Source organism: Paenilisteria newyorkensis (assembly GCF_000766145.1).
GTDB classification, from domain to species: Bacteria; Bacillota; Bacilli; order Lactobacillales; family Listeriaceae; genus Listeria_A; species Listeria_A newyorkensis.
Window position 1 is genome coordinate 49050 of sequence record NZ_JNFB01000003.1, and the last position, 23309, is coordinate 72358.

Genomic DNA, 23309 nt, shown 5'->3' on the forward strand with positions numbered 1-23309 from the left:
TCTCGTCACAGATTTTTATTGTGGTGCACATTCCAAATCTCATCCGCATAATGCATAATCGTATAATCCGACGAAAACTCGCCCGCATGTGCAATATTCAAAAGCGACATCTGATTCCACTTCTTCCGATCACGATACAGCCCGTCAATCCGCGACTGCGCGTGCACATACGACTCATAATCCTTCAACACAAAATACTCATCATTGTACTTCAAAAGCGAATCAAAAATCTCGCGTCCTTCCGCCTCAATGTTCGGAATCGTTCCATCAACCAGCGCATCCAGACAACGTTTCAAGCGCGGATTGTGATCATAAATCTCCTGTGAATGATACGAATTAGAATCATAAAAATGATACAATTCCTGATCCTGCATCCCAAACAACAGCATATTCTCATCGCCTACTTTATCCCGAATTTCCACATTCGCCCCGTCAAGCGTCGCAAGCGTAATCGCCCCGTTTAGCATCAATTTCATATTACTCGTTCCCGACGCCTCTTTCGTCACAAGCGAGATCTGCTCACTAATGTCCGCCGCTGGAATAATTTTCTCCGCCAATGTCACGCCGTAATTTTCCACAAAAACGACCTTAATTTTGTTATCAATCGTTGTGTCGTTGTTGATCAAATCCGCCACCGCATTAATCAGCTTGATAATTTCCTTCGCGTACGAGTAACTCGGTGCCGCCTTCGCCCCAAAAATAAAGACGCGCGGTACTATCTCTTCCTCCGAATGCGTTTCCTTCAACTTCAAATACAGCGATAAAATATGCAGCACATTCAAGAGTTGGCGTTTATACGCGTGAAGTCGCTTGATTTGAACATCAAAAACCGCATTAGGATCAATCTCAATCCCCATCGCTTCCTTCACGTAATCCGCCAACCGTTTCTTATTCGCCAATTTGACCTGTTCTAATTTTTCAAGCAGAACCGTGTCCTCTTTAAAGGCTTTCAGTAAGTATAGCTCATTTGGCTTCTTCTTCCATTCGGTGCCGATATAGTCGCTAATCAAATCGCTCAAACCTTCATTGCTCAGAAGCAACCACCGGCGATGCGTAATGCCATTCGTCTTATTATTAAAACGAGCCGGATACGCCAAATAAAAATCATGCAGCGCCTTCTCTTTCAAAATTTCCGTATGCAGCTTAGCCACACCGTTAATACTGTGGCTACCAATAATCGCCAAATGCGCCATGTGAATAACGCCATCTTGAATCACCGCTGTACGATGCGTAAAATTCTCCCCATAAAGCGGCGTCATGCTTTCCAGATGTCGGCGATTAATCTCACAAATAATCTGGTAAATCCGCGGCACTAGATTCGAAACCATTTGCTCCGGCCACTTCTCAAGCGCTTCCGCCATAATCGTATGGTTCGTGTACGAGCACGTTTTCATCGTAATCGCCCAAGCAGCATCCCAGCTCAAACCCTCTTCATCAAGCAAAATCCGCATCAATTCAGGGATACACATCGTCGGGTGCGTGTCATTAATATGAATCGAAATCTTCTCCGCCAAATGCTCCATCGGCACGCCCAGCTTCCGGTAATACCGAATAATGCTCTGCACACCCGCCGACACGAAAAAGTACTCCTGCTTCAAGCGTAGCAAGCGACCATCATAACTCGAATCATCCGGATAAAGCATCTCTGAAATACTATGAATCGACTTCCGCCGCTCTTCCGAAAAGTAATCCATTTCCTCACTCGGCGGAATTTCAGCCGACCAAAGCCGCAAATTGTTCACCGTGTCATTTTCATAACCCGTCATTGCCGTATCGTAAGGCACTGCCAAAATATCCTCCGTATGCGCATAAATCGGCTTAATATTGCCATCCTTGTCCTCTTCCAAATGCACATCACCGAAAAAGCGCACAATCTCCGCCTTATTCTCGCGCCGCGTTTCCCACACATTCGCATGTCTCAACCAATCATCCGGCAGCTCCACTTGGTAACCATTCACAAACTTCTGCTTAAACAAGCCATAGCGATACCGAATCCCGTTCCCATTTCCAGGCACATCACACGTCGCCATCGAATCCATAAAGCAAGCCGCCAATCGGCCTAGCCCGCCATTTCCAAGTCCAGGATCCGCCTCAATCGCCTCTAAACTGGCAAATTCCACGCCAAGCTCCGCCAATCCCTCACGAACCGTATCCAAAATTCCTAAATTCAACAAATTGCTTTTTAATAACTTCCCAGGTAGAAACTCAATCGAAAAATAGTAAACTTGCTTTGCCTGATCCTGCTGATATTCCTTCTTCGTCTGCATCCAATTTTGAGCCGTGTACTCCTTGACTACACTTCCCAATGTGATGTACTGTTCCAATGGCGTCAAATCATGAATTTCAGAGGCATAAAGACTCGTCAATGCACGACTATACTCTTTCTTAAAATGCTCCTTACTAATTTCCAATATGATTCCTCCTTATCGGGCTTAAAAAAACTATGTGTTTCCGCCAAACCACAAGCGCGGCGACAAATGATTAGATCCTAGGCAAAAGCGAGTACCAGCGCGGAGCTGATCGTGTGTCGCCGCGCTTGATCAGTGTTCCTCGTAAATACCCTTATACTTTTCCGCTGAAACTTTCCAGCTGAAATCCTTGTTCATCGCTTGTGTCACGAGTTGTTGCCAGACAGCGGGTTGCGTATCATAAAGCGCGATTGCCGATTCCAAAATATTTCTGAAAACACCAGCCTCATAATTATGAAAACTAAAACCAGTTCCCTCTCCTGTATACTGATTAAAAGGCTGTACGGTATCTTTCAAACCACCCGTTTCATGCACAACAGGAAGCGTCCCGTACCGCATCGCAATCAACTGCGCAATCCCGCACGGTTCAAACCAAGACGGCATCAACAACATGTCCCCAGCCGCATACAACTGTTGTGCAAAACCAATATCAAAATCAATATTCGCCGACATTTTTTCAGGATACACATGCTCGAAAAAGCGATACGAATCCTCAAAACCTGTCTCGCCCATGCCAAGAATCGCGATTTGAATATCCTTTTGCAATAACGCATCTAGGCTTTCCTCGACTAAATGGCATCCTTTTTGATGGGTTAATCGCGAGACCATGATGATTAGCGGCACATCCGTACGAACCGGTAATCCCAAACGTTTCTGCATCGCCGCCTTATTCGCCGCTTTTCCAGACATATCCGCCTGACTAAAAGCGTTTGGAATGAGCGGATCCCTCGCCGGATCATTCAACTCCTGATCAATCCCGTTCAGAATCCCCGTCAATTTCCAAGCATTCGCGCGAAGCAAACCATCCAAACGCTCCCCATAAAGCGGCGTCTGAATTTCCTGCGCATAGCTCGGACTCACCGTCGTAATCCGATCCGCAAACTGAATCGCGCCCTTCATAAAGTTCACATCATCATAATACTTAATCCCGTCCTCATGCCACGTCTGCATCCCAATCCCGAGCAATTCCTCCAACACACGCGGCGAATAAATCCCCTGGAACTGCAAATTATGAATCGTGAGCACCGTCCGAATCCCGCGATACGCCTCAATCCAATGATACTTATCCGCAAGTAGCAACGGAACAATCCCTGTATGCCAATCATTCACGTGTAGCCAATCTGGAATAAAATCAATTTTCTCCATCATTTCACAAACCGCCATCGAGAAAAATGCATAACGCTCTGCATCATCATAATCCCCATACACATTCGGGCGGTCAAAATAATACAAGTTATCAATAAAGTAAAACGTCACACCGTCACGCACCAGCGTCTTCACACCACAAAACTGCTTGCGCCAACCAACGTCCACCGTAAACTGCGTCACATCAACCATCTCATCCTTAAACTCCTGCGCCATCTTCGTGTGAAACGGCAACACCACGCGAATATCCACGCCCTGCTTCACCAACTCTTTCGGCAACGCATACGCCACATCCGCCAAGCCACCCACTTTCACAAACGGAAAGACCTCCGCTGCTGCAAATAAGACTTTCATCCGACTTCCGCCCCTCTGCTCGTCTCAATCTGTTCATCCTTTTTAACCACAATCGGGTTCTCACGCGTACCTATCAACTCGACACCCGGCGCAATCACGCTCTTCTTATCCGCAATCACGTACTCCAATCGCGCACCCGCACCGACTCGCGCACCCTGCATCACCATCGAATGCTTCACACGCGCGCCCTCTTCCAGCACCACATTCCGAAACAGAAGCGAATGCTCCGCCGATCCACGCAACAAGCAACCGTTCGCGACCAAGCAATCCTTAACATCCGAATGCTCCGCGTAAAAAGTTGGCACCTCGTTCTTCGCCTTCGTATGGATTTTCTGATTCTCTTGGAACAACGCCGACAAATGACGATCCTCCAACATATCAAAATTCCCTTCAAAATACGAGTTCACCGAATAAATTTGGCGCAAATAACCCGTATACTCAAACCCATTCGCATTCGTATGTTCCACCGCCTGTTTCATCACCGCATCCAGCGAAAAATCACGCCCGGTTTCCCGATAATTCGCAAGCAATTTCAACAACAATTCCTGCTTCAACAAATAAATTTCCAAGCTAAGCGCACTACTTTCAGTCACCCGCTCCGATTTGCCCACTTCCTCATGCGCCAAAATTTTACCTTCCGGCGTCACATCAAGCGTCATCAAATTCTCATGATCCCCCGCCTCAATCGGCGCCGTTAGCTTTTTATAAACGACCGTAATATCCGCTTCCTGCTGCTTATGATGTTGCAAAACACCCTTCAAATCGATATTACAAATCATCTTACTTCCCATAATAACCACGTATTCCGTCGCCGATTTCGTCAAGAAGTTCAGGCTATTATCATAATTCTCCTGCGAAAAATCATCCGCATTCCGCTCATCAAACACGAACAAACCACCGTACATCGTGTTCAAATCCCATTCCTTCCCGCTCCGAATATGATCAAATAACGAACGATTATTCTCATTCAAAAACATCGCAATCGTATTGATACCAGCATTCGTCATATTCGACAACGGGAAATCAATCAAGCGATACCGACATGCAAATGGCATCGCCGCAAGAGGCCGGTTTTTCGTCAAAGGCTGCAGTCCTTCTTTATTTTCCGATAAGTTTAAGATTCCACATATTTTATTAGCCTTCATCTTCCGACACTCCTATCATTTCATGGTGACCAACAACCTCAATCTCGTCGCCACCCAAAATTTCCACATTATCCGCAATAACCGCATTTTCGCCTACAATCGCGCGTTTTAACACGACATTTTTCCCAATCACCGCATTTGGCATGATGACACTATCCTCAATCACGCTATTCTCGCCAACCTTCACATTTTGCGACAATATCGAATGCTTCACCTGCCCATTAATAAAACAGCCATCCACAATCAGCGCATTTTTCACATCCGCCTGCTTCGTAATATGCTGTGGCGGCGCAATCGGGTTTTTCGAATAAATTCGCCATTCCCTATCCCGAATATTCAACTCGTGGCAAGGATTAATGAACTCCATATTCGCCTCCCACAAACTCGAAATCGTCCCAACATCCTTCCAATAACCCGAAAAACGGTACGCGAAAATAGGCTCGCCATTATTCAAATACGCTGGCACGATATTTTTACCGAAGTCACTCATATCAATATTTTTAGACTGCGCATCTTTCAAATACTGCTTCAACAAACTCCATTTAAATATATAAATCCCCATCGATGCCAAATTACTCTTCGGCTCAGCAGGTTTCTCATCAAACTCAATAATCCGCTCCGTATTATCCACGTTCATAATCCCGAACCGCAACGCCTCTTCCATCGGCACCTCAATAACAGCCACCGTCAACGCCGCATTTTTCGCCTTATGATAATCGAGCATTTTCTCATAATCCATTTTATAAATATGATCACCCGACAAAATAAGCACATACTCAGGATCATGACTATCGATAAAACTCACATTCTGATGAATCGCGTGCGCCGTCCCCTTAAACCACTTCTCACCTTCCAAACTAAGATGCGGTTGCAAAATCGTCACGCCACCATTTTTATAATCCAGATCAAAATAAGACCCATCTCCAATATGATCGTTCAACTCGAGCGGCTGGTACTGCGTCACCACGCCCACCGTATCAATCCCTGAATTCGAACAATTGCTCAGCGAAAAATCAATAATGCGATATTTCCCGCCAAACGAAACAGCCGGTTTTGCCATCGTTTTCGTTAAATCGCCGAGCCTTGAACCTTGTCCACCTGCTAAAATCATTGCAATCATGTCATTTTTCATAATTATCTGGGACTGCTAACGAAAGCAAATCCCTCTCACCGCCCTTTTTTATATCCTTTTATCCGTTTCGGTTTTATAATCAGTACACTCATTGCTGGCATTATTACTTCAATACTATAGGCTTGCCCGTTATGCCCCTCATGACTCGTGCGCATTTCCGGCTGAGCCACATGCCACGTTCCGCCAAAATCATGCGACTCCGTATTCAATAGCTCCTCGTAAATCCCTTCATAAGGTACGCCAATCCGCACCCGCTGTCTTTCCACTGGCACAAAATTACACGCCACAATCAAGAAATCGCGAGGCTTTACACCTTGGCGAATAAACGTCAACAACGACTCATCCCGATTATCCGCATCCAAAATCGCCATTCCTGCCGGATCATGATCCAGCTCAAACAACGCCCGATGCTCCACATAAATCTCATTCAACGTCCGCACAAAAAACTGATACTGGTGATTCAAATCCTGCTCCAAATCCGTCCATTCCAATTCCTCCGCAAACTTCCATTCCAAAAATTGCCCCGTCTCATTGCCCATGAAATTCAATTTTTTCCCAGGGTGCGTCATCAAAAACGCCTCCAACGTTCGGATCCCAGCAAATTGATTATAACGATCGCCTGGCATTTTGTGCATCATCGACTTCTTGCCATGCACCACTTCATCATGGGACAGCGCCAAAATATAATTCTCCTTAAACATATACATAAACGAAAACGTCACGAGGTTAAAATGATCCTTGCGAAACAACGGGTCCATCTCGAAAAATTTCAAAATATCGTTCATCCAACCCATATTCCACTTATAATTAAAACCAAGTCCGTTCGTGTCCACCGGCATCGTCACACCAGGATAAGCCGTACTTTCCTCCGCGATCATCAACATATCCGGATACCGCTTAAAAACCTCGGTGTTTAACTTTTGCACAAAAGCGACACCCGCCTTATTCACGTTGCCGCCATCCTCGTTTGCTTCCCAATACCCATCGTCATAATCCAAATAAATCATGGCAGACACCGCATCGACCCGCAAACCATCCAAATGGCACATCTCAATCCAAAACAGCGCATTCGAAATCAAAAAACTATGCACCTCAGCCTTAGATAAGTCAAAATTAAGCGTTCCCCAGCGCACATTATCCGCCTGAAACGACTTCCAATACTCAAATTGCGGCGTCCCATCAAAATAAGACAACGCATTATCATTCCGGCAAAAATGCCCCGGCACCCAGTCCATAATCACGCCAATATTCGCCGCATGACACGCATCCACAAAGCCCATAAAATCTTCCAAGCTCCCGTAACGCGCCGACAATGCATAATATCCCGTAATCTGATAGCCCCAAGACGCGTCCAGCGGGTGTTCCATGAGCGGCATAAACTCAATATGCGTAAAGCCCATCTCCGCCACATAAGGAATCAACGTCTCCGCAAGTTCCGAAAACGTGTAAAACTCCGCATCTCTGCCATCCTTTGGTTTCCGCCAAGAACCCGCATGAACCTCATAAATATTCAGCGGCGCCTGATACACACTTTTGCGCTTCCGCTTCGCCATCCAGCGCCCATCCGACCACTTAAAATCCGGTAATTTCGTCACAACCGCCGCATCTTTCGGCCTCGTCTCAAACGCCAATGCATACGGGTCCATTTTTAATTTCCTGTGCCCATTCGCATCTTCCACCAGAACCTTATAATGCTGTCCCGGCTCCGCATCCGTCGAAAACCCTTCCCAAATCCCAGTCTCACCAATTTTCCTCAATTTCATTCCAGCATCCCAATCGCAAAAATCGCCCACAATGGCAATTCCCCTCGCGTTAGGAGCCCAGACACGAAACGAGAATCCTTCCTTACCGCGTCCATCAACTGCAAACTGACATCCCATCAGCTGATAACTCTGAAAATGACTCCCCGTATTAAATAAATATGTATCCGCTTCTGACATGTTCCCGATCTGCAATTTATTGCTCACTTCACCACACCCTTTTTGAATAATCTGTTTTTTCTCTTTCTCAAAACAAAAAAATCATTCTGTCGCGTTCATTATGAAGTCAATCGGAAACCGTCAAACCTAATTTCCTTATTTCTAATATACCAGATTTCTTCCCTTTTTGAAAATAATACCACCAGTAAAATATATAACATTTTCATATTTTTAGAAATACGTCCAAAATAAAGAGCCTAAGCGCCGTAGCCTAGACTCTCCCGTCCTATTTAATAAACCAAATCTAAAAAATCTTCCATTGTAATGTTACCAAAATAATGTTTTATCTCCACATCGGATAACGCTTTTTCAATCGCTTTTCGCTCGTAATTAACACCACGAAGCTTATCCTCAATCTCCGTCACATCGCCAACCCCGAAGAAATCACCGAAAATTTTCACGTCCGCAATCACGCTCTTCACAACGTCAAGACGCACATCGATGCCACCGACTGGAAAGCGCTTCGTCCGCTCCAAGTTAAACTTAGGTGACTTGCCATAATTCCAATCCCAGTTATTATAACGCTTCTCAGAAATCGCATGAATCTTCTCCCAGTCCGCCTCCGTGAGCACATACTCCTTCACATCCGCGACATTCTCCACATCGAAAATATCGAGCAACAACAAATCGCGAAACTCCTCCGTCGTCATCTTGTTTTCCATGAACTCCGAAATGTTCGCAACCCGGCTACGCACCGACTTAATGCCCTTCGATTCGATCTTATCCTTGCGCACCTTCAGCGACGCCACAACATGATCCAAATTCAGATCAAGCATCAACGTTCCATGTGAAAACATCTTGCCCTTCGTTGCAAATTGCGCATTCCCAGACACTTTGAAGCCATCAATCAGCAAATCATTGCGCCCTTTCAACTCTGCATTCACACCTTGCTTCTTAAGCGCCGTCACAATCGGCTCCGTAAATTTCGCGAAGTTGTGGAACGAATCCCCATCATCCTTCGTAATAAAGCTGAAATTCAGATTCCCCTCATCATGATAAACCGCGCCACCGCCCGATAAACGACGCACAACCTTGACGTTATTTGCCGCCACATATTCCGTATTAATTTCCTCAATCGTATTCTGATTCCGCCCAATAATAATCGACGGCTGGTTAATATAGAACAGCAACACCGGCTCATCCAACTCGAGCTCCGTCAAAATAAACTCTTCCACCGCCAAATTTATCGTCGGATCCAACACATTCTTATTATCAATAAAATACACGCCTTACGTCCTCCTTAAAACTCAATAATCAGGCCTTTTTCAGCCAACACAATTTGCCCATCAAATGCCGACGCCGCTTCCGCTTTTAGCGTCGCCAACTCACCAAACTGCGGCAAATGCGATAACAATAACGTCTTCACGCCAGCATCCTGCGCCAATTTTCCAACTTCCGTGCTCGCCATATGAATCTGACTTTTCCCAGCCAAATCCTTATAAAAATTCGTGTCCGCCATCAACAAATCCGCCCCCTTCGCAAAAGGAACAAACGACTCCTGATACGCCGAATCAGCCGTGAATACAAACACCTTCCCATTCGCCTCCATCCGCATCGCATAACAAACAACCGGATGCACCGTCTTCAAAAACGTGATCGCAAAAGGCCCAACATGGAGCGGCTTGTTCGGATCATACGCCATACCCTCCGACACATTTGGCATTGAAAGATAAGAGAAGCCACGCGTATCCTCATCATGCCCATACATCGGCAACACCGGAACATCCGCGTTCATCCCACCAATCAAACGATAATGCTGCAAAATCCCAACATCCGCCACATGATCCGGATGATAATGCGAAATAATCGCCGCATCAATCTCGTTCGGATCCACATAATTCTGCATAATAGAAACGGCACTCGCACCGACATCAATCAATAATTTAAATCCATCCTCTTCCAATAAATAACTTGACGTTCCCTCATCCACTTTCGGAAAGCCACCCCAATGACCAAACACAGTCAACTTCATGCCGCCACGTCCTCTCTCGATTTAGTTTACCTATTTATCATACACTAAAACGGAGGTGGAGGGTAGATTTTGCGACTGAAAAAAACACGCCACACAGAACCAAAATCCCATGTGACGCATTCTAAAAATCTTATTCAAAATACTTTTGTTTCGCTTCTTTCGTCAGCTTCTCTGTCGAAACCAATTTCCCAGTCGCGATAAAACGTTGATCGGTCTCTGTCGCAACATCACACGTGACTAGCGTAATCTGCGGTTCTTCCGTGTCATCAATCACGCCGACTTCTGTATCTTTCACGATTTTTGTATTTGTTACTTCATAGGTGTACAGATTCGTCAAATCGGTCAAATACACTTTGGCGCCTTCTTTCACATTCATTACTGGGCCAAATAGCATCGAACCGTTGCGCATATGATGTCCGGCAAGTGGGTAATTTCCTTTCCCCATCACCTGATCTGATCGCATTGTCGTCGCACCAGCAAGTAGGTTCGCTGTGTTTGTCCCTTTTAGGACCATCAAACTGAGGTCAACGCTCGGAATGGCAATCGAGCCTACAACGGCATTTTTGTCATAATCTGCGGCACCTTTCACCACCGATGTCATCGAGGGCAATTCGACGCTCGCAAAATCAAAGTTCGCGTCTCTGTTATTATTTTTTTCAAGCGTTTCTGCACTGTAATTCGTTACCGAGTCCCGTCCACTTAGGTACTTCACAATCCCGCTTTTAATGAACGGCGAAAGTACAAGAAGTAACCCGACTATTAAAATGATAATGGCAATCGTTTTCTTCAATATATATTCCTCCTTGCTGTTCTTTTTATTATATAGTAGGTTTAGTGTCAAATGCAACCTAGAAAAGTGTTCGATATTATTCTCTACGTTCTTTTTTATACACGTAATCTCCTTCCTATATTCCCCAGTCTATTTCCAAATAAACCACCCAAGATTCCCCCTCCGAGCATCGATATTCCGCGCCGTTGAGGCATTCCTAGATGAACTCGGTCTCTAGACGCATGTTTTTTAGTTTTGTTTTTGTTAAAGTTATGTTACAATTAGATTAACTTGGGTTTGGAATTAGCGTAACGCTTCTTACATATAGAGCCCAGTTTTTTTTATTCTATTAAAGATGAAAGTACTTACTCACACAGAGTATTAGGAGAGGTGAACTATGAACGAATGGAAACAAAAAGTCCTCAGCTTCTTAAGTAAGAACTACGGATTTTTTATTCTAGCCGTCATTCTATTCTGGCTAAAAACGTATATTGCTTATCAAACGGAATTTAATCTTGGTATCGAGAATGCCATGCAACAATTTTTATTACTTATTAATCCGCTGAGTTCGGCTGTGTTCTTTATGGGACTTGCCTTATTTGCGAAAGGTCGACGCTCGTTTGTCTGGATTATTATCATCGATTTACTATTAACTATCGTCTTGTTTGCGAACATGGTTTACTACCGGTTCTTCAGTGATTTTATTACGCTGCCAAACATTAAAGAGGCGTCAAGCCTTGGCGAACAGAGTGGTAGTATCGGCGCTTTAATGAACTGGACCGATGCGCTTTACTTCTTGGATATCATTTTCCTGATTGGTTTATTGGTATTCCGTGTTGTGAAACCGAACAAAGAAGCGCGTATTCGTGCTCGTAAAACAGTTGGTGTGTTGACGCTAGGTGTGGCGATGTTCTTTGCTAACTTAGGTCTTGCTGAAATCGATCGTCCTGAGCTGTTAACGCGTACTTTTGACCGGACGTATATTGTGAAATATCTTGGTATGACGAACTTCCAGCTGTATGATGCAGTGAAAAGTACACAGAACTCGACGCAGCGTGCCCTTGCTGATAGTAGCGATGTCAATGCCGTGTTGAACTATACAAAATCGAATTATGCCGCGCCAAATCCAGAATACTTTGGTAAAGCGAAAGGCAAAAACGTGATTTACATTCACTTGGAGAGTTTCCAGCAGTTCTTGATTGGTTACAAGCTTCATGGTGAAGAAGTTACGCCATTTATCAACTCGTTCTTTAAGGACAAAAATACATTTAGCTTCACGAATTTCTTCCATCAAACTGGACAAGGAAAAACTTCCGATGCCGAAATGATGCTTGAGAATTCTTTATTCGGACTTCCACAAGGTTCTGCCTTCTCAACAAAAGGTAAGAATACGTATCAATCAGCGCCTGCGATTTTAGGTCAGCAAGGTTATGATTCAGCGGTTTTCCACGGTAACTATAAGAGTTTCTGGAATCGCGACGAAATTTACAAGCAATTCGGTTATAATCATTTCTTCGATGCCAGTTATTATGACATGAATGAAAAAGATGTTTCCAACTACGGTTTGAAAGATAAGCCTTTCTTCCAAGAATCAGAGAAGTATATTCAAACACTGAAACAGCCGTTTTACGCGAAGTTTATCACGCTGACGAACCACTTCCCTTATCCGATTTCGGAGGAAGAAGCAACGATTAAACCAGCAGAGACTGGTGATGCTTCCGTGGATAGCTACATCCAAACCGCGCGTTATTTAGATGAATCTGTGAAAAGTTTTGTCCAGTATTTGAAGGATAGCGGTTTGTATGAGAATTCGGTTATCGTGATGTACGGCGATCACTACGGTATTTCTGATAATCACGCGCAGGCTATGAGTAAAGTGCTTGGTACGGATTACGATGCTTACCAAAACGCTCAAGCGCAACGTGTGCCATTCATGGTTCGTGTTCCTGGTGTGGAAGGTGGCGTGAAAGATACCTACGGCGGTGAAATCGATATTTTACCAACGCTTCTTCACTTGCTAGGTACGGATACGAAAAACTACGTCCAATTAGGTAATGACCTGCTTTCTAAAGATGCGAAACAAGTCGTGCCATTCCGAAACGGCGATTTCATTACTCCTGCTTACTCGATGATTGGTGGCAAGTTCTACAATCAGAAAACAGGTGAGGAAATCACAACTGAGACGGACGCTATGAAAGCAACGAAAGACAATGTAGCTAAAGAGCTCGAACTTTCCGATGAAGTGTTACAAGGCGACCTGCTTCGTTTCTACACACCGGAAGGCTTCAAGAAAACAGATCCTTCGAAGTACAACTATAACAACAAGAATAAAACAATCAGCACAGACAAAGATAGTACAGACGGCACTTCGACTGAAACTAAATAATCATCCAACCTCCCGTTCTAAGAAACTTTTAGGATGGGAGGTTTTCTTTTGCACTTCTTTTAAAAAGCGCTTCCCTTTCGTGCTTTAAAATGCTATTCTAGAAAAAGATAAAGGGAGGTTTACTACATATGAAAATACTGAAAAACTACGCATTCAGCTTATTCTTAATCGCTGGAATTATCGTCGGAGGTGCGGCTGGCCTTATTTTTGGAGATAAGACATCGGTGGTTCGGCCGATTGGGGAATTATTTCTTAACTTGATGTTTGTCGTGATTGTGCCGCTGGTGTTTTTGAGCGTTTCGAGTGCGATTGCGAACATGCAAGGAATGAAGCGGCTTGGGAAGATTATGGGGACTATTTTTGCGGTATTCTTTACGACGGCTTTGATTGCTGCGGTGATTGCGTTTATCGGGACGACGATTTATAATCCGCTAAAAGGCGTGGATATGACGCAGATTATCAAGAACTTGCCTGCTGCTCCAGAGGCGGCTAGCTCGACAATTGGCGAGACGATCGTCAAAACGTTCACAGTGCCTGATTTTCTGGACTTATTCTCTAAATCTAACTTATTGCCCTTGATTGTGTTTTCGATCCTCTTGGGGCTCGCTACGTCGATGGCAGGCGCGAAAGGAAAACCAGTGGCTGATTTCTTGAACGCTGGAACGGAAGTTATTTTGAAAATGGTGAAGGTGATTATGTACGCCGCGCCGATTGGTCTTGGTTGTTACTTTGCAGATACAGTTGGAAAACTCGGACCGCAGATTATTAATGGTTATTTGAATTCTTTCTTACTTTATTTAGTACTCGCGGTTATTTATTATTTCGGCGCTTTCACCTTGTATGCTTTTATCGCGGGTGGTCCGCTAGGTGTCAAAGTTTACTGGAAAAACGTTATTACACCTTCGATTACAGCGATTGCTACATCATCGAGTGCGGCGTGTATTCCGGTTAACTTGCAGGCGACGAAAAAAATGGGTGTGCCGGATGATATCGCTGAAACGGTCATTCCTCTTGGGGCTAATACGCATAAGGATGGCTCTGTGATGGGCGGAATTATCAAGATTATCTTCCTGTTCACGTTGTTTGGGAAGGATATGACTTCGCCGATGAGCATTCTTGCAATTATTGGTGTCGCTTTCCTTGTTGGTGCCGTCATGGGCGCGATTCCAAGTGGCGGTATGACTGGGGAATTGATGATTTGTGCGGTGTTTGGTTTCAATCCTGAGCTCGTTGGGACGATTATGATTATTAGCACTATAATTGATATACCTGCAACATTATTGAATTCCACAGGAAACACGGTTTGTGCGATGCTTGTCAGCCGATTTGTGGAAGGTAAGAATTGGCTTTCGAAACAGTTTGCTTAGATTTACTTGCAAGGCGAAGAGAGGTTTTAGGACTTCTTTTCGCCTTTTTATTTTGCCTAAAATGGAGGCTCCTCCCCGATTCAAAAAATTATTCAAAATTATGGTTTACTTTTCTCAGATTTAGGAGTATGATATGTCGCATAGCTCGAAATAGAAATAATAGTTCACTTTATGAAGTACTGGTATAACTAGATTTCCATGGTTTTTCGGCAGCTATATTTTCGTTTAAAAATCGATTTTTAACAAGTGCATATGGCGTGAATCACAGGATACAGAACTTGTATTTCGCGATAAGAAAAGGGAGATGAAGCATCGTTTAGCTAGTTCCTTACTTATGATCCGCGGATGATGAATCTGGGGTGTTTTTTTATTGGAATCTAGCTTAAAACTTAGCCTAGGGAATTGTGGGAGGTTTATTGGATGATACTAATGCTGGTATTTGCGATTTTGTTGTTGGGTTACTTGGTTTATGCGTTAATCCATCCGGAGAAATTTTAGTTGAGGGAGATAGGGAGACATGGAGATTTTACAAATTGTTGTTGTCATTTTGATTTTGTTTTGCTTAATCAAGCCGCTTGGGACTTACATGTACAAGATTTTTGCGGGGGCACCGACAAAGGGAAATCGCTTTTTTGAGAAAATAGAAGCCGGGATTTTTCGGTTGGCTGGCTTGAGCGAGCGCCCTGCGATGACTTGGAAACGGTATGCTTTTTCGCTCGTTTTAGTCAACGGGATTTTGATGATTGTTGGTTTTGTGATTGTTCTTATGCAAGGGCTTTGGGCGAATCCTGCTGGTTTGAAGGGGCTTGATCCGACGCTTGCTTTTAATACGGTGATTAGTTTTATGACGAATACGAACCTGCAACATTATAGCGGGGAAACGGCGCTGACGAACATGACGCAGATGATTTTTATTACGATGATGATGTTTACGTCGGCGGCAACTGGAATTTCGGTGGCAATTGCTTTTATTCGTGGGATTACGAGTAAGGGCGAGACGCTGGGCAATTTTTATGAGGATTTCACGAAGGCGATAACGCGCTTATTGTTGCCACTGGCTTTTATTTTGACGCTTGTTTTGGTTGGGCTCGCGGTACCGCAGACGTTCGCGAGCTCGCATGTGGTGACGACGCTGGAAGGTGTGAAGCAGACGATTGCGCTTGGTCCGGTGGCGTCGCTTGAGGCGATTAAACACTTGGGCACGAACGGTGGTGGCTTTTTCGGGGCTAACTCGGCGCATCCTTTTGAGAACCCGACGCCGCTCACGAATGTGCTCGAAATGCTGGCGATGTGGTGTATCCCTGCTTCCTTGACCTACACGTACGGCCGCTTCGCTAAAAATCAAAAGCAAGGCTGGGTCATTTTTTCAGCGATGTTTGTCTTGTTTATCGTGTTTCTCGGACTTATTTTCATGTCGGAAAAAGTGGGAAATCCGGTGTTGACGGAGCTTGGTGTTTCGAACGCGCAGGGCAGCATGGAAGGCAAGGAAATGCGATTTGGACTTGGTGGTTCTACGTTGTTTAGTACGATTACGACGGCGGCTACGACTGGTTCGGTGAATAATATGCATGATACGTTGACGCCGCTTGGTGGTATGGGGACACTCGCGCTAATGATGCTGAACGTGGTGTTTGGCGGTGACGGTGTTGGCTTGATTAATATGTTGATGTACGCGATGCTAGGCGTGTTTTTATGCGGGCTTTTGATTGGTCGCACACCTGAATTTCTCGGTCGCAAAATTGAGCCGCGCGAGATGAAGTTGATTACGCTGACGCTTCTGATACATCCGATTATTATTTTGATCCCTACTGCGGTGGCCTTGCTTACATCAGCAGGAACGGATGCAATTTCCAATCCTGGTTTTCACGGGATGACGCAGGTTTTATATGAGTTTACGTCTTCTGCTGCGAACAATGGTTCGGGATTTGAAGGGCTAGGCGATAACACGGCGTTTTGGAATATGACGACGGGTATCGTGATGTTTTTAGGTCGGTATCTCTCGATTGTACTTTTACTCGCAGTCGCTGGTTCGATGACGCGTAAGCAGTTTATCCCAGAAACGATTGGTACTTTTAGAACGGATAATGGCTTGTTTACTGGAATTTTAGTGATGGTTGTGCTCATTATCGGCGCCCTCACCTTCTTGCCCGTTCTCGTACTTGGACCGATTGCAGAAAGTTTAACTTTATAGGAGTGTGTGAAAATGGAGAAAAAAAACGTATTATTTAACCGCGAAATGATGCTCACTGCTATAAAAGATAGCTTTGTGAAATTAAATCCAGTAGCGATGATTAAAAATCCAGTCATGTTTGTTGTCGAAGTTGGGACTTTTATTGTCCTATTGCTCATGCTTTTTCCGCAATTTTTCGGAATTAGCGCCTCGGTTGGCTATGAGTTGACGGTATTTCTGATTTTATTCGTTACGATTTTATTCGCTAATTTTGCAGAGAGTTTGGCGGAAGGTCGCGGGAAAGCTCAGGCCGATTCGCTCAAAAAAACGAAGCAAGATACAACCGCAAAACTTATTCAAAAAGATGGTTCGGTGAAGGAAGTCGCGGCCTCGACATTGCATAAAGAGGACATTGTGCTTGTCGAAATGGGCGATTTGATTCCGAGTGATGGTGAGATTATTGAAGGGCTTGCCTCGATTGATGAGTCCGCGATTACTGGGGAATCCGCGCCTGTCATTAAGGAAAGTGGCGGTGATTTTGCCTCGGTTACGGGCGGTACGATGGTGCTGAGTGATTCGATTAAAGTTCGGATTGAGAGTAATCCCGGTGAATCTTTCCTCGATAAAATGATTTCGATGGTCGAAGGAGCTAAGCGTCAAAAAACGCCGAATGAGATTGCGCTCACGATTTTGCTGATTACACTCACGATTATTTTTATGATCGTTGTGATTACGCTCTATCCGATTGCTCGTTTTAATGGTGTCGAGCTGTCGATTCCAACGCTTGTTGCGCTACTTGTTTGCCTGATTCCAACGACGATTGGTGCTCTGCTTTCGGCGATTGGTATTGCTGGAATGGACCGGGTGACGCGTTTTAATGTCCTTGCGATGAGCGGGAAAGCCGTGGAGGCTGCCGGTGATATCAACACGATTATTTTGGACAAAACGGGAACGATTACGTTTGGAAATCGGATGGCGAGTGAATTTTTGCCTGTGGGTGGTCATTCGGTGGCGGAGATAGCTGAAATTGCAGCGATAAGTTCGCTAAAAGATGATACGCCAGAAGGTAAGTCGGTCTTGGCACTCGCAAAGCAAATGCACATCGCGTTCCCTAGTGATGACGCGCAAATTGCTGAGGAAATCGAGTTCCAAGCAGAAACACGGATGAGCGGCATTACACTACAAGATGGTCGCAAAATTCGAAAAGGCGCGGCGGATTCGATTAGCCGCTGGGTCGAGAGTCTTGGTGGCATTTTGCCCGCAGAAATGCAAGAAGTTGGGGATAGCATCGCGCGCCTTGGTGGTACGCCGCTCGCTGTCTCGGTTGATTCGGAGGTTTACGGCTTTATTTATTTGAAAGATACCGTGAAACCTGGAATGCAAGAACGATTCGCCGAGCTCCGAAAAATGGGAATCAAAACGATTATGTGTACCGGTGACAATCCATTGACCGCCAAAACGATTGCGGCAGAGGCTGGCGTCGATGATTATATCGCAGAATCAAAACCCGAGGATAAGATTCAGGTCATTAAAGATGAACAAGCGCTCGGCAAACTCGTTGCGATGACTGGCGACGGAACCAACGATGCGCCGGCTCTGGCTCAAGCAGATGTCGGTCTCGCGATGAATTCTGGAACGATCGCTGCAAAAGAAGCGGCTAACATGGTCGATCTCGATTCTGATCCAACAAAAATCATCGAAGTCGTGTCGATTGGTAAGCAGTTACTTATGACACGTGGCGCGTTGACAACGTTCAGCATTGCAAATGACATTGCCAAATACTTTGCGATTATTCCAGCCATGTTTGCCATCGCGATTCCTGCCATGGACAAGCTGAATATTATGCAACTCGACTCCCCTACTAGCGCGATTATTTCGGCACTGATTTTTAACGCCGTCATTATTCCGATTTTGATTCCACTCGCGATGAAAGGCGTCAAGTATGTACCGATGAAAGCTAGCAAACTGCTTAAAAAGAACCTATTCGTCTACGGACTTGGCGGCGTCATTGCCCCATTTTTCGGTATTAAAATCATTGATATGGCCGTTTCGGTCTTTATGTAGGAGGGAAAACAAGATGAAAGCACTACGATTATGTCTCGTGTTCACCGTCATTTGCGGGCTGATCTATCCGCTCGCTGCAACCGGCGTCGCACAAGTTATATTTCCAAGCCAAGCGAACGGTTCTTTGATTAAAAAGGATAACCAGGTCGTCGGCTCCAAATGGATCGGTCAAAATTTTGCATCAGAAAAATTCTTTCACGGCCGCGTTTCATCGATTGAAAATGATGCCAGCGCAAGCGGTTCGATGAATTTAGCACCATCAAATCCAGAACTGAAAAAACGCGTGGAAGCATCGATTAAGCGTCTAGAAAAAGAAAATCCATCGATGCCACGCACGAATATCCCTGCTGATTTAGTCACGAATTCAGGCTCAGGACTCGATCCTGATATCTCGGTTGACAGTGCAAATTTACAAGTCGCACGTGTTGCCAAAGCAAACAACCTAAAACCCGACGCTGTTCAAAAGCTGGTAGCAAATAACACGACAACGCGCTCCCTCGGTATTTTTGGTGAACCGCGCATCAACGTTCTTGAACTAAATCTAGCCTTGGAAAAACTACTTGATTAAGGAGGTCCACCGCCATGTCCGAAGAAGCTGATTTTTCCTTTCGCCGTAAAAGTCCAGAAGAAATCCTTGCCGAAATCGAGCGCTTGAAAAAAGGGAAGCTGAAAATCTACATCGGCTCGGCTCCGGGCGTCGGCAAAACCTATCGGATGCTCTCAGAGGCTCAAGATTTGCGTAAAGAAGGCATCGATGTCGTTATCGGTCTTGTGGAAACGCATAATCGCCCAGAAACAGCAGCCATGATTGGTAATCTCGAAACGATTCCTTTAAAAGAGATTCCCTACAAAGGCACCGTTTTCCAAGACCTAGACGTTGAAGCGATTCTAGCACGCAATCCAGATGTTGTGGTGATTGACGAACTCGCGCACACCAACATCCCCGGCTCCAAGCATAGCAAGCGATATCAAGATGTGCTCGAAATCCTCGATCATCGCATTAATGTGTTATCCGCCGTCAATATTCAACATTTAGAAAGTCTACATGACGCTGTGCAAACCGTTACCGGTGTCAAAGTTCGTGAACGTATTCCCGACCATCTTTTGGACACAGCAAGCGAAGTCATCCTGATCGACGTCTCCGCTGAAACGCTTCAAAAACGGCTTCGTGAAGGAAAAATATACGCCAGTCATAAAATCAACCAATCACTCGAAAATTTCTTTACGCAACGCAACTTGTCCGCCCTTCGTGAAATGGCGCTTCGAGAAGTTGCCGATGACGTCGATGACAAAACGGACAAAACCGAAGCAAAACTCCGCGCTGCTGCCGTAAATGAGAAAATTCTTGTTTGCGTTAAAAATGACGACAATGCAGAAAAACTAATCCGGCGTGGCTGGCGAATTGCCAATCGCTTGCGTGCCGAGCTATTCATTCTAACCGCCATACCCGGGAGCCTTAGCGATTTAGATCCCTATACACGTAAAAAATACGAATCCTGGAAAAAACTTGCGAATGAATTCGATGCCCATTTTCTAATTGAAACAAACCATAATCGCAAAATTTTCAGCGTCATTACAGAGGTGGCCAAAAAACATCACATCACGCAAATCATCCTGGGTCAATCGGTAAAAACACGATTGGAAGAGCTCACAAAAGGCTCCGTTGTCAACGCGATTATGCGAGAAACAGACGGCATCGATATCCACATCGTCGCAGATTCCAGAAAAAACTAAAGAAACAGGGTGGATATGCTAAATCTGGCGCATCCACCCTGTTTTGTTAACTAATACCATTTAAAATACAACTCACCGTCCGCTCAATCTCCGCCTCATCGTCCCACTCCGCGCTCGGCATAATCATAAACCGCGTCACCAAAAAGCCAACAATATTCGTAATCAACGTCCGCATAATCGTACTATTCGGCATCTCATTTATTTCCCCACGCTCTTTATAAAAGCCAATAATCCGATCAAACTGCCCCTTCACATGCACCATAAATACCCTCGAAAACTGATCCCGCATCTCCTCGTGATACAGCAATTCCTGCATATAAATCTTGATCACCTGACTATTCTCTCGCGCAAACTCAAACCGATTCCGAACAAGCGTCATTAAAAAAGTCCGAAAATCAGGATATTCCTGCTCAAAAACCTCCGCCACAAAAGCCTGCGCTAAAAACGGAGCCACGCTATCAATCATAATCGGCACCGTAATCGAGGTCAACAAATCCTTCTTCGTCTTATAATGCCTAAAAATCGTCCCCTCTGCAACACCAGCACGCTTCGCAATTTCACTCGTCGATGTCGCTGCAAAACCACGTTCCGCAAACAATTCAATCGCCGCCGCCACGATTTTTTTCTGCTTCTCACTCATTTTTTTATCCTGCTCTGCCACCTCTAACATTTGCGTCAGAATGTCCTTACTTTCCGCCATCGCCGCCAGTCCTTCCTATATTTTACGATATTTTTTCAATGCAAAAATGTTTAGAATCATGAATACGAGCGCAAATCCGACCAAAATGTAGAAATCCGTTGCAAAACCACTGAATCCTTCTCCTTTTACCATAATCGACGTCAAAGCATCCGCACCATAATAAAGCGGCATAATGTGAGCGATCCACTGCAACCAATCCGCCATGCCCTCCAGCGGGAAAATCCCACAAAATAGCACTTGCGGCACAATCACAATCGGGATAAACTGCACAATTTGGAACTCATTATTCGCAAACGTCGACAGCAAAATCCCGAGCGTCAAAGCAACCATAGCCAGCATCAACGTGATCAGCAAGACATACCAAATCGACCCCATCTGCACCATATCTAGCACATGAATCGAGTACAGCGCCACAATAATCGACTGCGCTAGGGCAAAAATACCAAATCCGAGCAAATATCCCGTTTCCAGCTCCCACCGCTTAATCGGCGTCGCCATCAACCGTTCCAAAGTCCCCGTTGTCCGCTCCCGCAAGAAAGAAATTCCAGCAATCAAAAAGACAAAGAAGAAAACAAAGAACCCAATAAAAATCGGTCCAATCGTATCAAAAAACGTCGTGTCCGCATCCCCGTATATATACGCCGTGTCAATCGATAACTGCTGCTGTTCTGGAATCTTCAAATTCACCGCCGGAATATCCAATTGTTGCCCTGTTTGCGCCGCATACTGTTTAGCAATTCCCGCCAACGACTGCTGTATCTTCGCACTCGCCTCCTGCATCGAAACGCCCAGCTGCTTCATCGCGTCCTTTTGCTCCGCCATCAAAGCCGCCTGCAATTTCATCTGAATCTGCTTACTAACACCAGGATCACTATTCTCAAAAGTCAGCATCACATCCGCGCCATCCTGCTTCACGAAAGCATCCAGCCCGTCTGACTTTATCGTCCCCTTCACGTCTCCAACAGAGCTATACTGCTTCACCGACATATCCGTATCCTTGAGCTGCGTTACCATCGATGACGACACACCTTCCACGCCAATTTTCGGCTTCACCGTATCCCCATCAAACAAATAATTAATCAACGTAATCAAAATAAGCGGCGCAATAAACATCAAAGCCAGCGTCCTTTTATCCCGTCTAAACTGATTCGCAATCCGCTTCACAATCGCCATAACTCGCATCATGATTTCGCACCCCCGAATTGTAAAAAGGCATCTTCCAATTTCCCAGTCGACGTCTGCGCTTCCAATTCCGCTGGCGTCCCAACCGCGATAATTTTCCCATCACGAACCATCGCCAACCGATCACATTTCTCCGCCTCATCCATCACATGCGTCGTCACGAGAATACATTTGCCTTCCCCCTTCAACATGTCCAGTTCCTCCCAAATCGACTTCCGCAATTCCGGATCAATCCCAACTGTCGGCTCATCCAAAATCAGCACATCAGGATCCTGCAACATCGAAATGGCTAGCGACAAACGCCGCTTCATCCCCCCCGAAAAATCGCTCACCTGCTTATTCAATTCCCCTTCCAAATTTACAAGTTTCGCCGCATACGCAATCCGTTCCTTCCGTTTCGCCCCTTTAAGCGAATACAACGCCGCAAAAAACTCCATGTTCTCCTTCGCCGTCAAATCAATGTATAGCGCATCCGATTGCGCCATGTAACCAATATTGGCAATCACACTAAGATCCGGCATCCGCTTATCCAGCACCGTCACCTCGCCAGAATCCCCTTTTTCCATTCCGACAATGACTTTCACAAGCGTCGTTTTCCCAGCCCCAGAAGGACCAATCAATCCAAAAATTTCACCCTTCGCCACTTCCAGTCCAATATCCGTTAAAATCTGTTTTTTCCCGAATGACACATCAAGATCTGCCACCCGAATCGCTACTTCTCCCATTTCTAAAACCTCCTCT

Annotated in this window: 18 protein-coding genes; 7 read left to right on the forward strand and 11 right to left on the reverse strand. The window is 45.2% G+C overall.

Annotated elements, in window-relative coordinates; all coding sequences use genetic code 11:
- Positions 1 to 5: 5 nt before the first annotated feature.
- The 8 genes from EP58_RS01400 to EP58_RS01435 all read right to left on the reverse strand — a co-directional run bounded on the left by EP58_RS01400 (position 6) and on the right by EP58_RS01435 (position 10989).
- Positions 6 to 2411, reverse strand: a complete 2406-nt coding sequence (locus EP58_RS01400) for a glycogen/starch/alpha-glucan phosphorylase (protein ID WP_036089173.1) — start codon at positions 2409 to 2411, stop codon at positions 6 to 8.
- Between the two features lie 129 nt (positions 2412 to 2540).
- Complete coding sequence (gene glgA, locus EP58_RS01405) at positions 2541 to 3968, reverse strand: glycogen synthase GlgA (RefSeq protein ID WP_036089174.1); 1428 nt, start codon at positions 3966 to 3968, stop codon at positions 2541 to 2543.
- Complete coding sequence (glgD, locus tag EP58_RS01410; RefSeq protein ID WP_036089175.1) at positions 3965 to 5113, reverse strand: glucose-1-phosphate adenylyltransferase subunit GlgD; 1149 nt, start codon at positions 5111 to 5113, stop codon at positions 3965 to 3967. Before glgD ends, glgA begins: the two co-directional genes overlap by 4 nt.
- On the reverse strand, positions 5103 to 6245 hold the full coding sequence (locus tag EP58_RS01415) for a glucose-1-phosphate adenylyltransferase (protein ID WP_036089176.1): 1143 nt from the start codon (positions 6243 to 6245) through the stop codon (positions 5103 to 5105). Before EP58_RS01415 ends, glgD begins: the two co-directional genes overlap by 11 nt.
- Positions 6246 to 6280: 35 nt before the next feature.
- Entirely contained in the window at positions 6281 to 8212 is a 1932-nt protein-coding gene (glgB, locus tag EP58_RS01420; protein WP_206539779.1) for a 1,4-alpha-glucan branching protein GlgB, read from the reverse strand.
- A gap of 242 nt (positions 8213 to 8454) precedes the next feature.
- On the reverse strand, positions 8455 to 9450 hold the full coding sequence (locus tag EP58_RS01425) for a lipoate--protein ligase (protein WP_036089177.1): 996 nt from the start codon (positions 9448 to 9450) through the stop codon (positions 8455 to 8457).
- Between the two features lie 14 nt (positions 9451 to 9464).
- Positions 9465 to 10196 carry an MBL fold metallo-hydrolase gene (locus EP58_RS01430; RefSeq protein ID WP_036089178.1) on the reverse strand — a complete coding sequence of 244 codons (732 nt, stop codon included), beginning with the start codon at positions 10194 to 10196 and terminating at the stop codon, positions 9465 to 9467.
- A 130-nt stretch (positions 10197 to 10326) separates the two neighbouring features.
- The gene (locus EP58_RS01435) at positions 10327 to 10989 is read right to left on the reverse strand and encodes a class A sortase (protein WP_036089236.1); all 663 of its coding nucleotides are present in this window, start codon (positions 10987 to 10989) and stop codon (positions 10327 to 10329) included.
- 373 nt (positions 10990 to 11362) lie between these two features.
- Here EP58_RS01435 and ltaS point away from each other — a divergent pair, with 373 nt between their 5' ends.
- The 7 genes from ltaS (at position 11363) to kdpDN (ending at position 20686) form a co-directional block, all read left to right on the forward strand.
- On the forward strand, positions 11363 to 13351 hold the full coding sequence (gene ltaS, locus EP58_RS01440; protein WP_036089179.1) for a lipoteichoic acid synthase: 1989 nt from the start codon (positions 11363 to 11365) through the stop codon (positions 13349 to 13351).
- A 128-nt stretch (positions 13352 to 13479) separates the two neighbouring features.
- The gene (locus EP58_RS01445) at positions 13480 to 14718 is read left to right on the forward strand and encodes a dicarboxylate/amino acid:cation symporter (RefSeq protein ID WP_036089180.1); all 1239 of its coding nucleotides are present in this window, start codon (positions 13480 to 13482) and stop codon (positions 14716 to 14718) included.
- A 429-nt stretch (positions 14719 to 15147) separates the two neighbouring features.
- Positions 15148 to 15216, forward strand: a complete 69-nt coding sequence (gene kdpF / locus EP58_RS17850; RefSeq protein WP_368665717.1) for a K(+)-transporting ATPase subunit F — start codon at positions 15148 to 15150, stop codon at positions 15214 to 15216.
- Between the two features lie 19 nt (positions 15217 to 15235).
- Complete coding sequence (kdpA, locus tag EP58_RS01450) at positions 15236 to 16909, forward strand: potassium-transporting ATPase subunit KdpA (protein ID WP_036089181.1); 1674 nt, start codon at positions 15236 to 15238, stop codon at positions 16907 to 16909.
- A 12-nt stretch (positions 16910 to 16921) separates the two neighbouring features.
- Positions 16922 to 18952, forward strand: coding sequence for a potassium-transporting ATPase subunit KdpB (gene kdpB, locus EP58_RS01455; RefSeq protein WP_036089182.1), 2031 nt, complete (start codon positions 16922 to 16924; stop codon positions 18950 to 18952).
- Between the two features lie 13 nt (positions 18953 to 18965).
- On the forward strand, positions 18966 to 19520 hold the full coding sequence (gene kdpC / locus EP58_RS01460) for a potassium-transporting ATPase subunit KdpC (RefSeq protein ID WP_036089183.1): 555 nt from the start codon (positions 18966 to 18968) through the stop codon (positions 19518 to 19520).
- Between the two features lie 14 nt (positions 19521 to 19534).
- Positions 19535 to 20686 (forward strand): KdpD-like non-kinase potassium sensor, encoded by a 1152-nt coding sequence (gene kdpDN / locus EP58_RS01465; protein WP_036089185.1) that lies wholly within the window; start codon positions 19535 to 19537, stop codon positions 20684 to 20686.
- A gap of 46 nt (positions 20687 to 20732) precedes the next feature.
- On the opposite strand, the gene EP58_RS01470 is transcribed toward kdpDN, so the two are convergent.
- The 3 genes from EP58_RS01470 to EP58_RS01480 are packed head-to-tail and all read right to left on the reverse strand — an operon-like array spanning position 20733 to position 23293.
- Positions 20733 to 21386 carry a TetR/AcrR family transcriptional regulator gene (locus EP58_RS01470; RefSeq protein ID WP_036089187.1) on the reverse strand — a complete coding sequence of 218 codons (654 nt, stop codon included), beginning with the start codon at positions 21384 to 21386 and terminating at the stop codon, positions 20733 to 20735.
- Positions 21387 to 21401: 15 nt separating this feature from the next.
- Positions 21402 to 22568: an ABC transporter permease gene (locus EP58_RS01475; RefSeq protein WP_036089238.1), complete on the reverse strand. Its 1167-nt coding sequence runs from the start codon at positions 22566 to 22568 to the stop codon at positions 21402 to 21404.
- Complete coding sequence (locus EP58_RS01480) at positions 22568 to 23293, reverse strand: ABC transporter ATP-binding protein (protein ID WP_036089188.1); 726 nt, start codon at positions 23291 to 23293, stop codon at positions 22568 to 22570. Before EP58_RS01480 ends, EP58_RS01475 begins: the two co-directional genes overlap by 1 nt.
- Between the last annotated feature and the right edge of the window lie 16 nt (positions 23294 to 23309).

Excerpts from the sequence above, each read along its gene's own strand:
- glgA (WP_036089174.1), bottom strand. The coding sequence starts at position 3,968 with ATGAAAGTCTTATTTGCAGCAGCGGAGGTCTTTCCGTTTGTGAAAGTG.
- glgD (WP_036089175.1), bottom strand. The coding sequence starts at position 5,113 with ATGAAGGCTAATAAAATATGTGGAATCTTAAACTTATCGGAAAATAAA.
- EP58_RS01415 (WP_036089176.1), bottom strand. The coding sequence starts at position 6,245 with ATGAAAAATGACATGATTGCAATGATTTTAGCAGGTGGACAAGGTTCA.
- EP58_RS01430 (WP_036089178.1), bottom strand. The coding sequence starts at position 10,196 with ATGAAGTTGACTGTGTTTGGTCATTGGGGTGGCTTTCCGAAAGTGGAT.
- ltaS (WP_036089179.1), top strand. The coding sequence starts at position 11,363 with ATGAACGAATGGAAACAAAAAGTCCTCAGCTTCTTAAGTAAGAACTAC.
- EP58_RS01445 (WP_036089180.1), top strand. The coding sequence starts at position 13,480 with ATGAAAATACTGAAAAACTACGCATTCAGCTTATTCTTAATCGCTGGA.
- kdpA (WP_036089181.1), top strand. The coding sequence starts at position 15,236 with ATGGAGATTTTACAAATTGTTGTTGTCATTTTGATTTTGTTTTGCTTA.
- kdpB (WP_036089182.1), top strand. The coding sequence starts at position 16,922 with ATGGAGAAAAAAAACGTATTATTTAACCGCGAAATGATGCTCACTGCT.
- kdpC (WP_036089183.1), top strand. The coding sequence starts at position 18,966 with ATGAAAGCACTACGATTATGTCTCGTGTTCACCGTCATTTGCGGGCTG.
- kdpDN (WP_036089185.1), top strand. The coding sequence starts at position 19,535 with ATGTCCGAAGAAGCTGATTTTTCCTTTCGCCGTAAAAGTCCAGAAGAA.
- EP58_RS01470 (WP_036089187.1), bottom strand. The coding sequence starts at position 21,386 with ATGGCGGAAAGTAAGGACATTCTGACGCAAATGTTAGAGGTGGCAGAG.
- EP58_RS01475 (WP_036089238.1), bottom strand. The coding sequence starts at position 22,568 with ATGCGAGTTATGGCGATTGTGAAGCGGATTGCGAATCAGTTTAGACGG.
- EP58_RS01480 (WP_036089188.1), bottom strand. The coding sequence starts at position 23,293 with ATGGGAGAAGTAGCGATTCGGGTGGCAGATCTTGATGTGTCATTCGGG.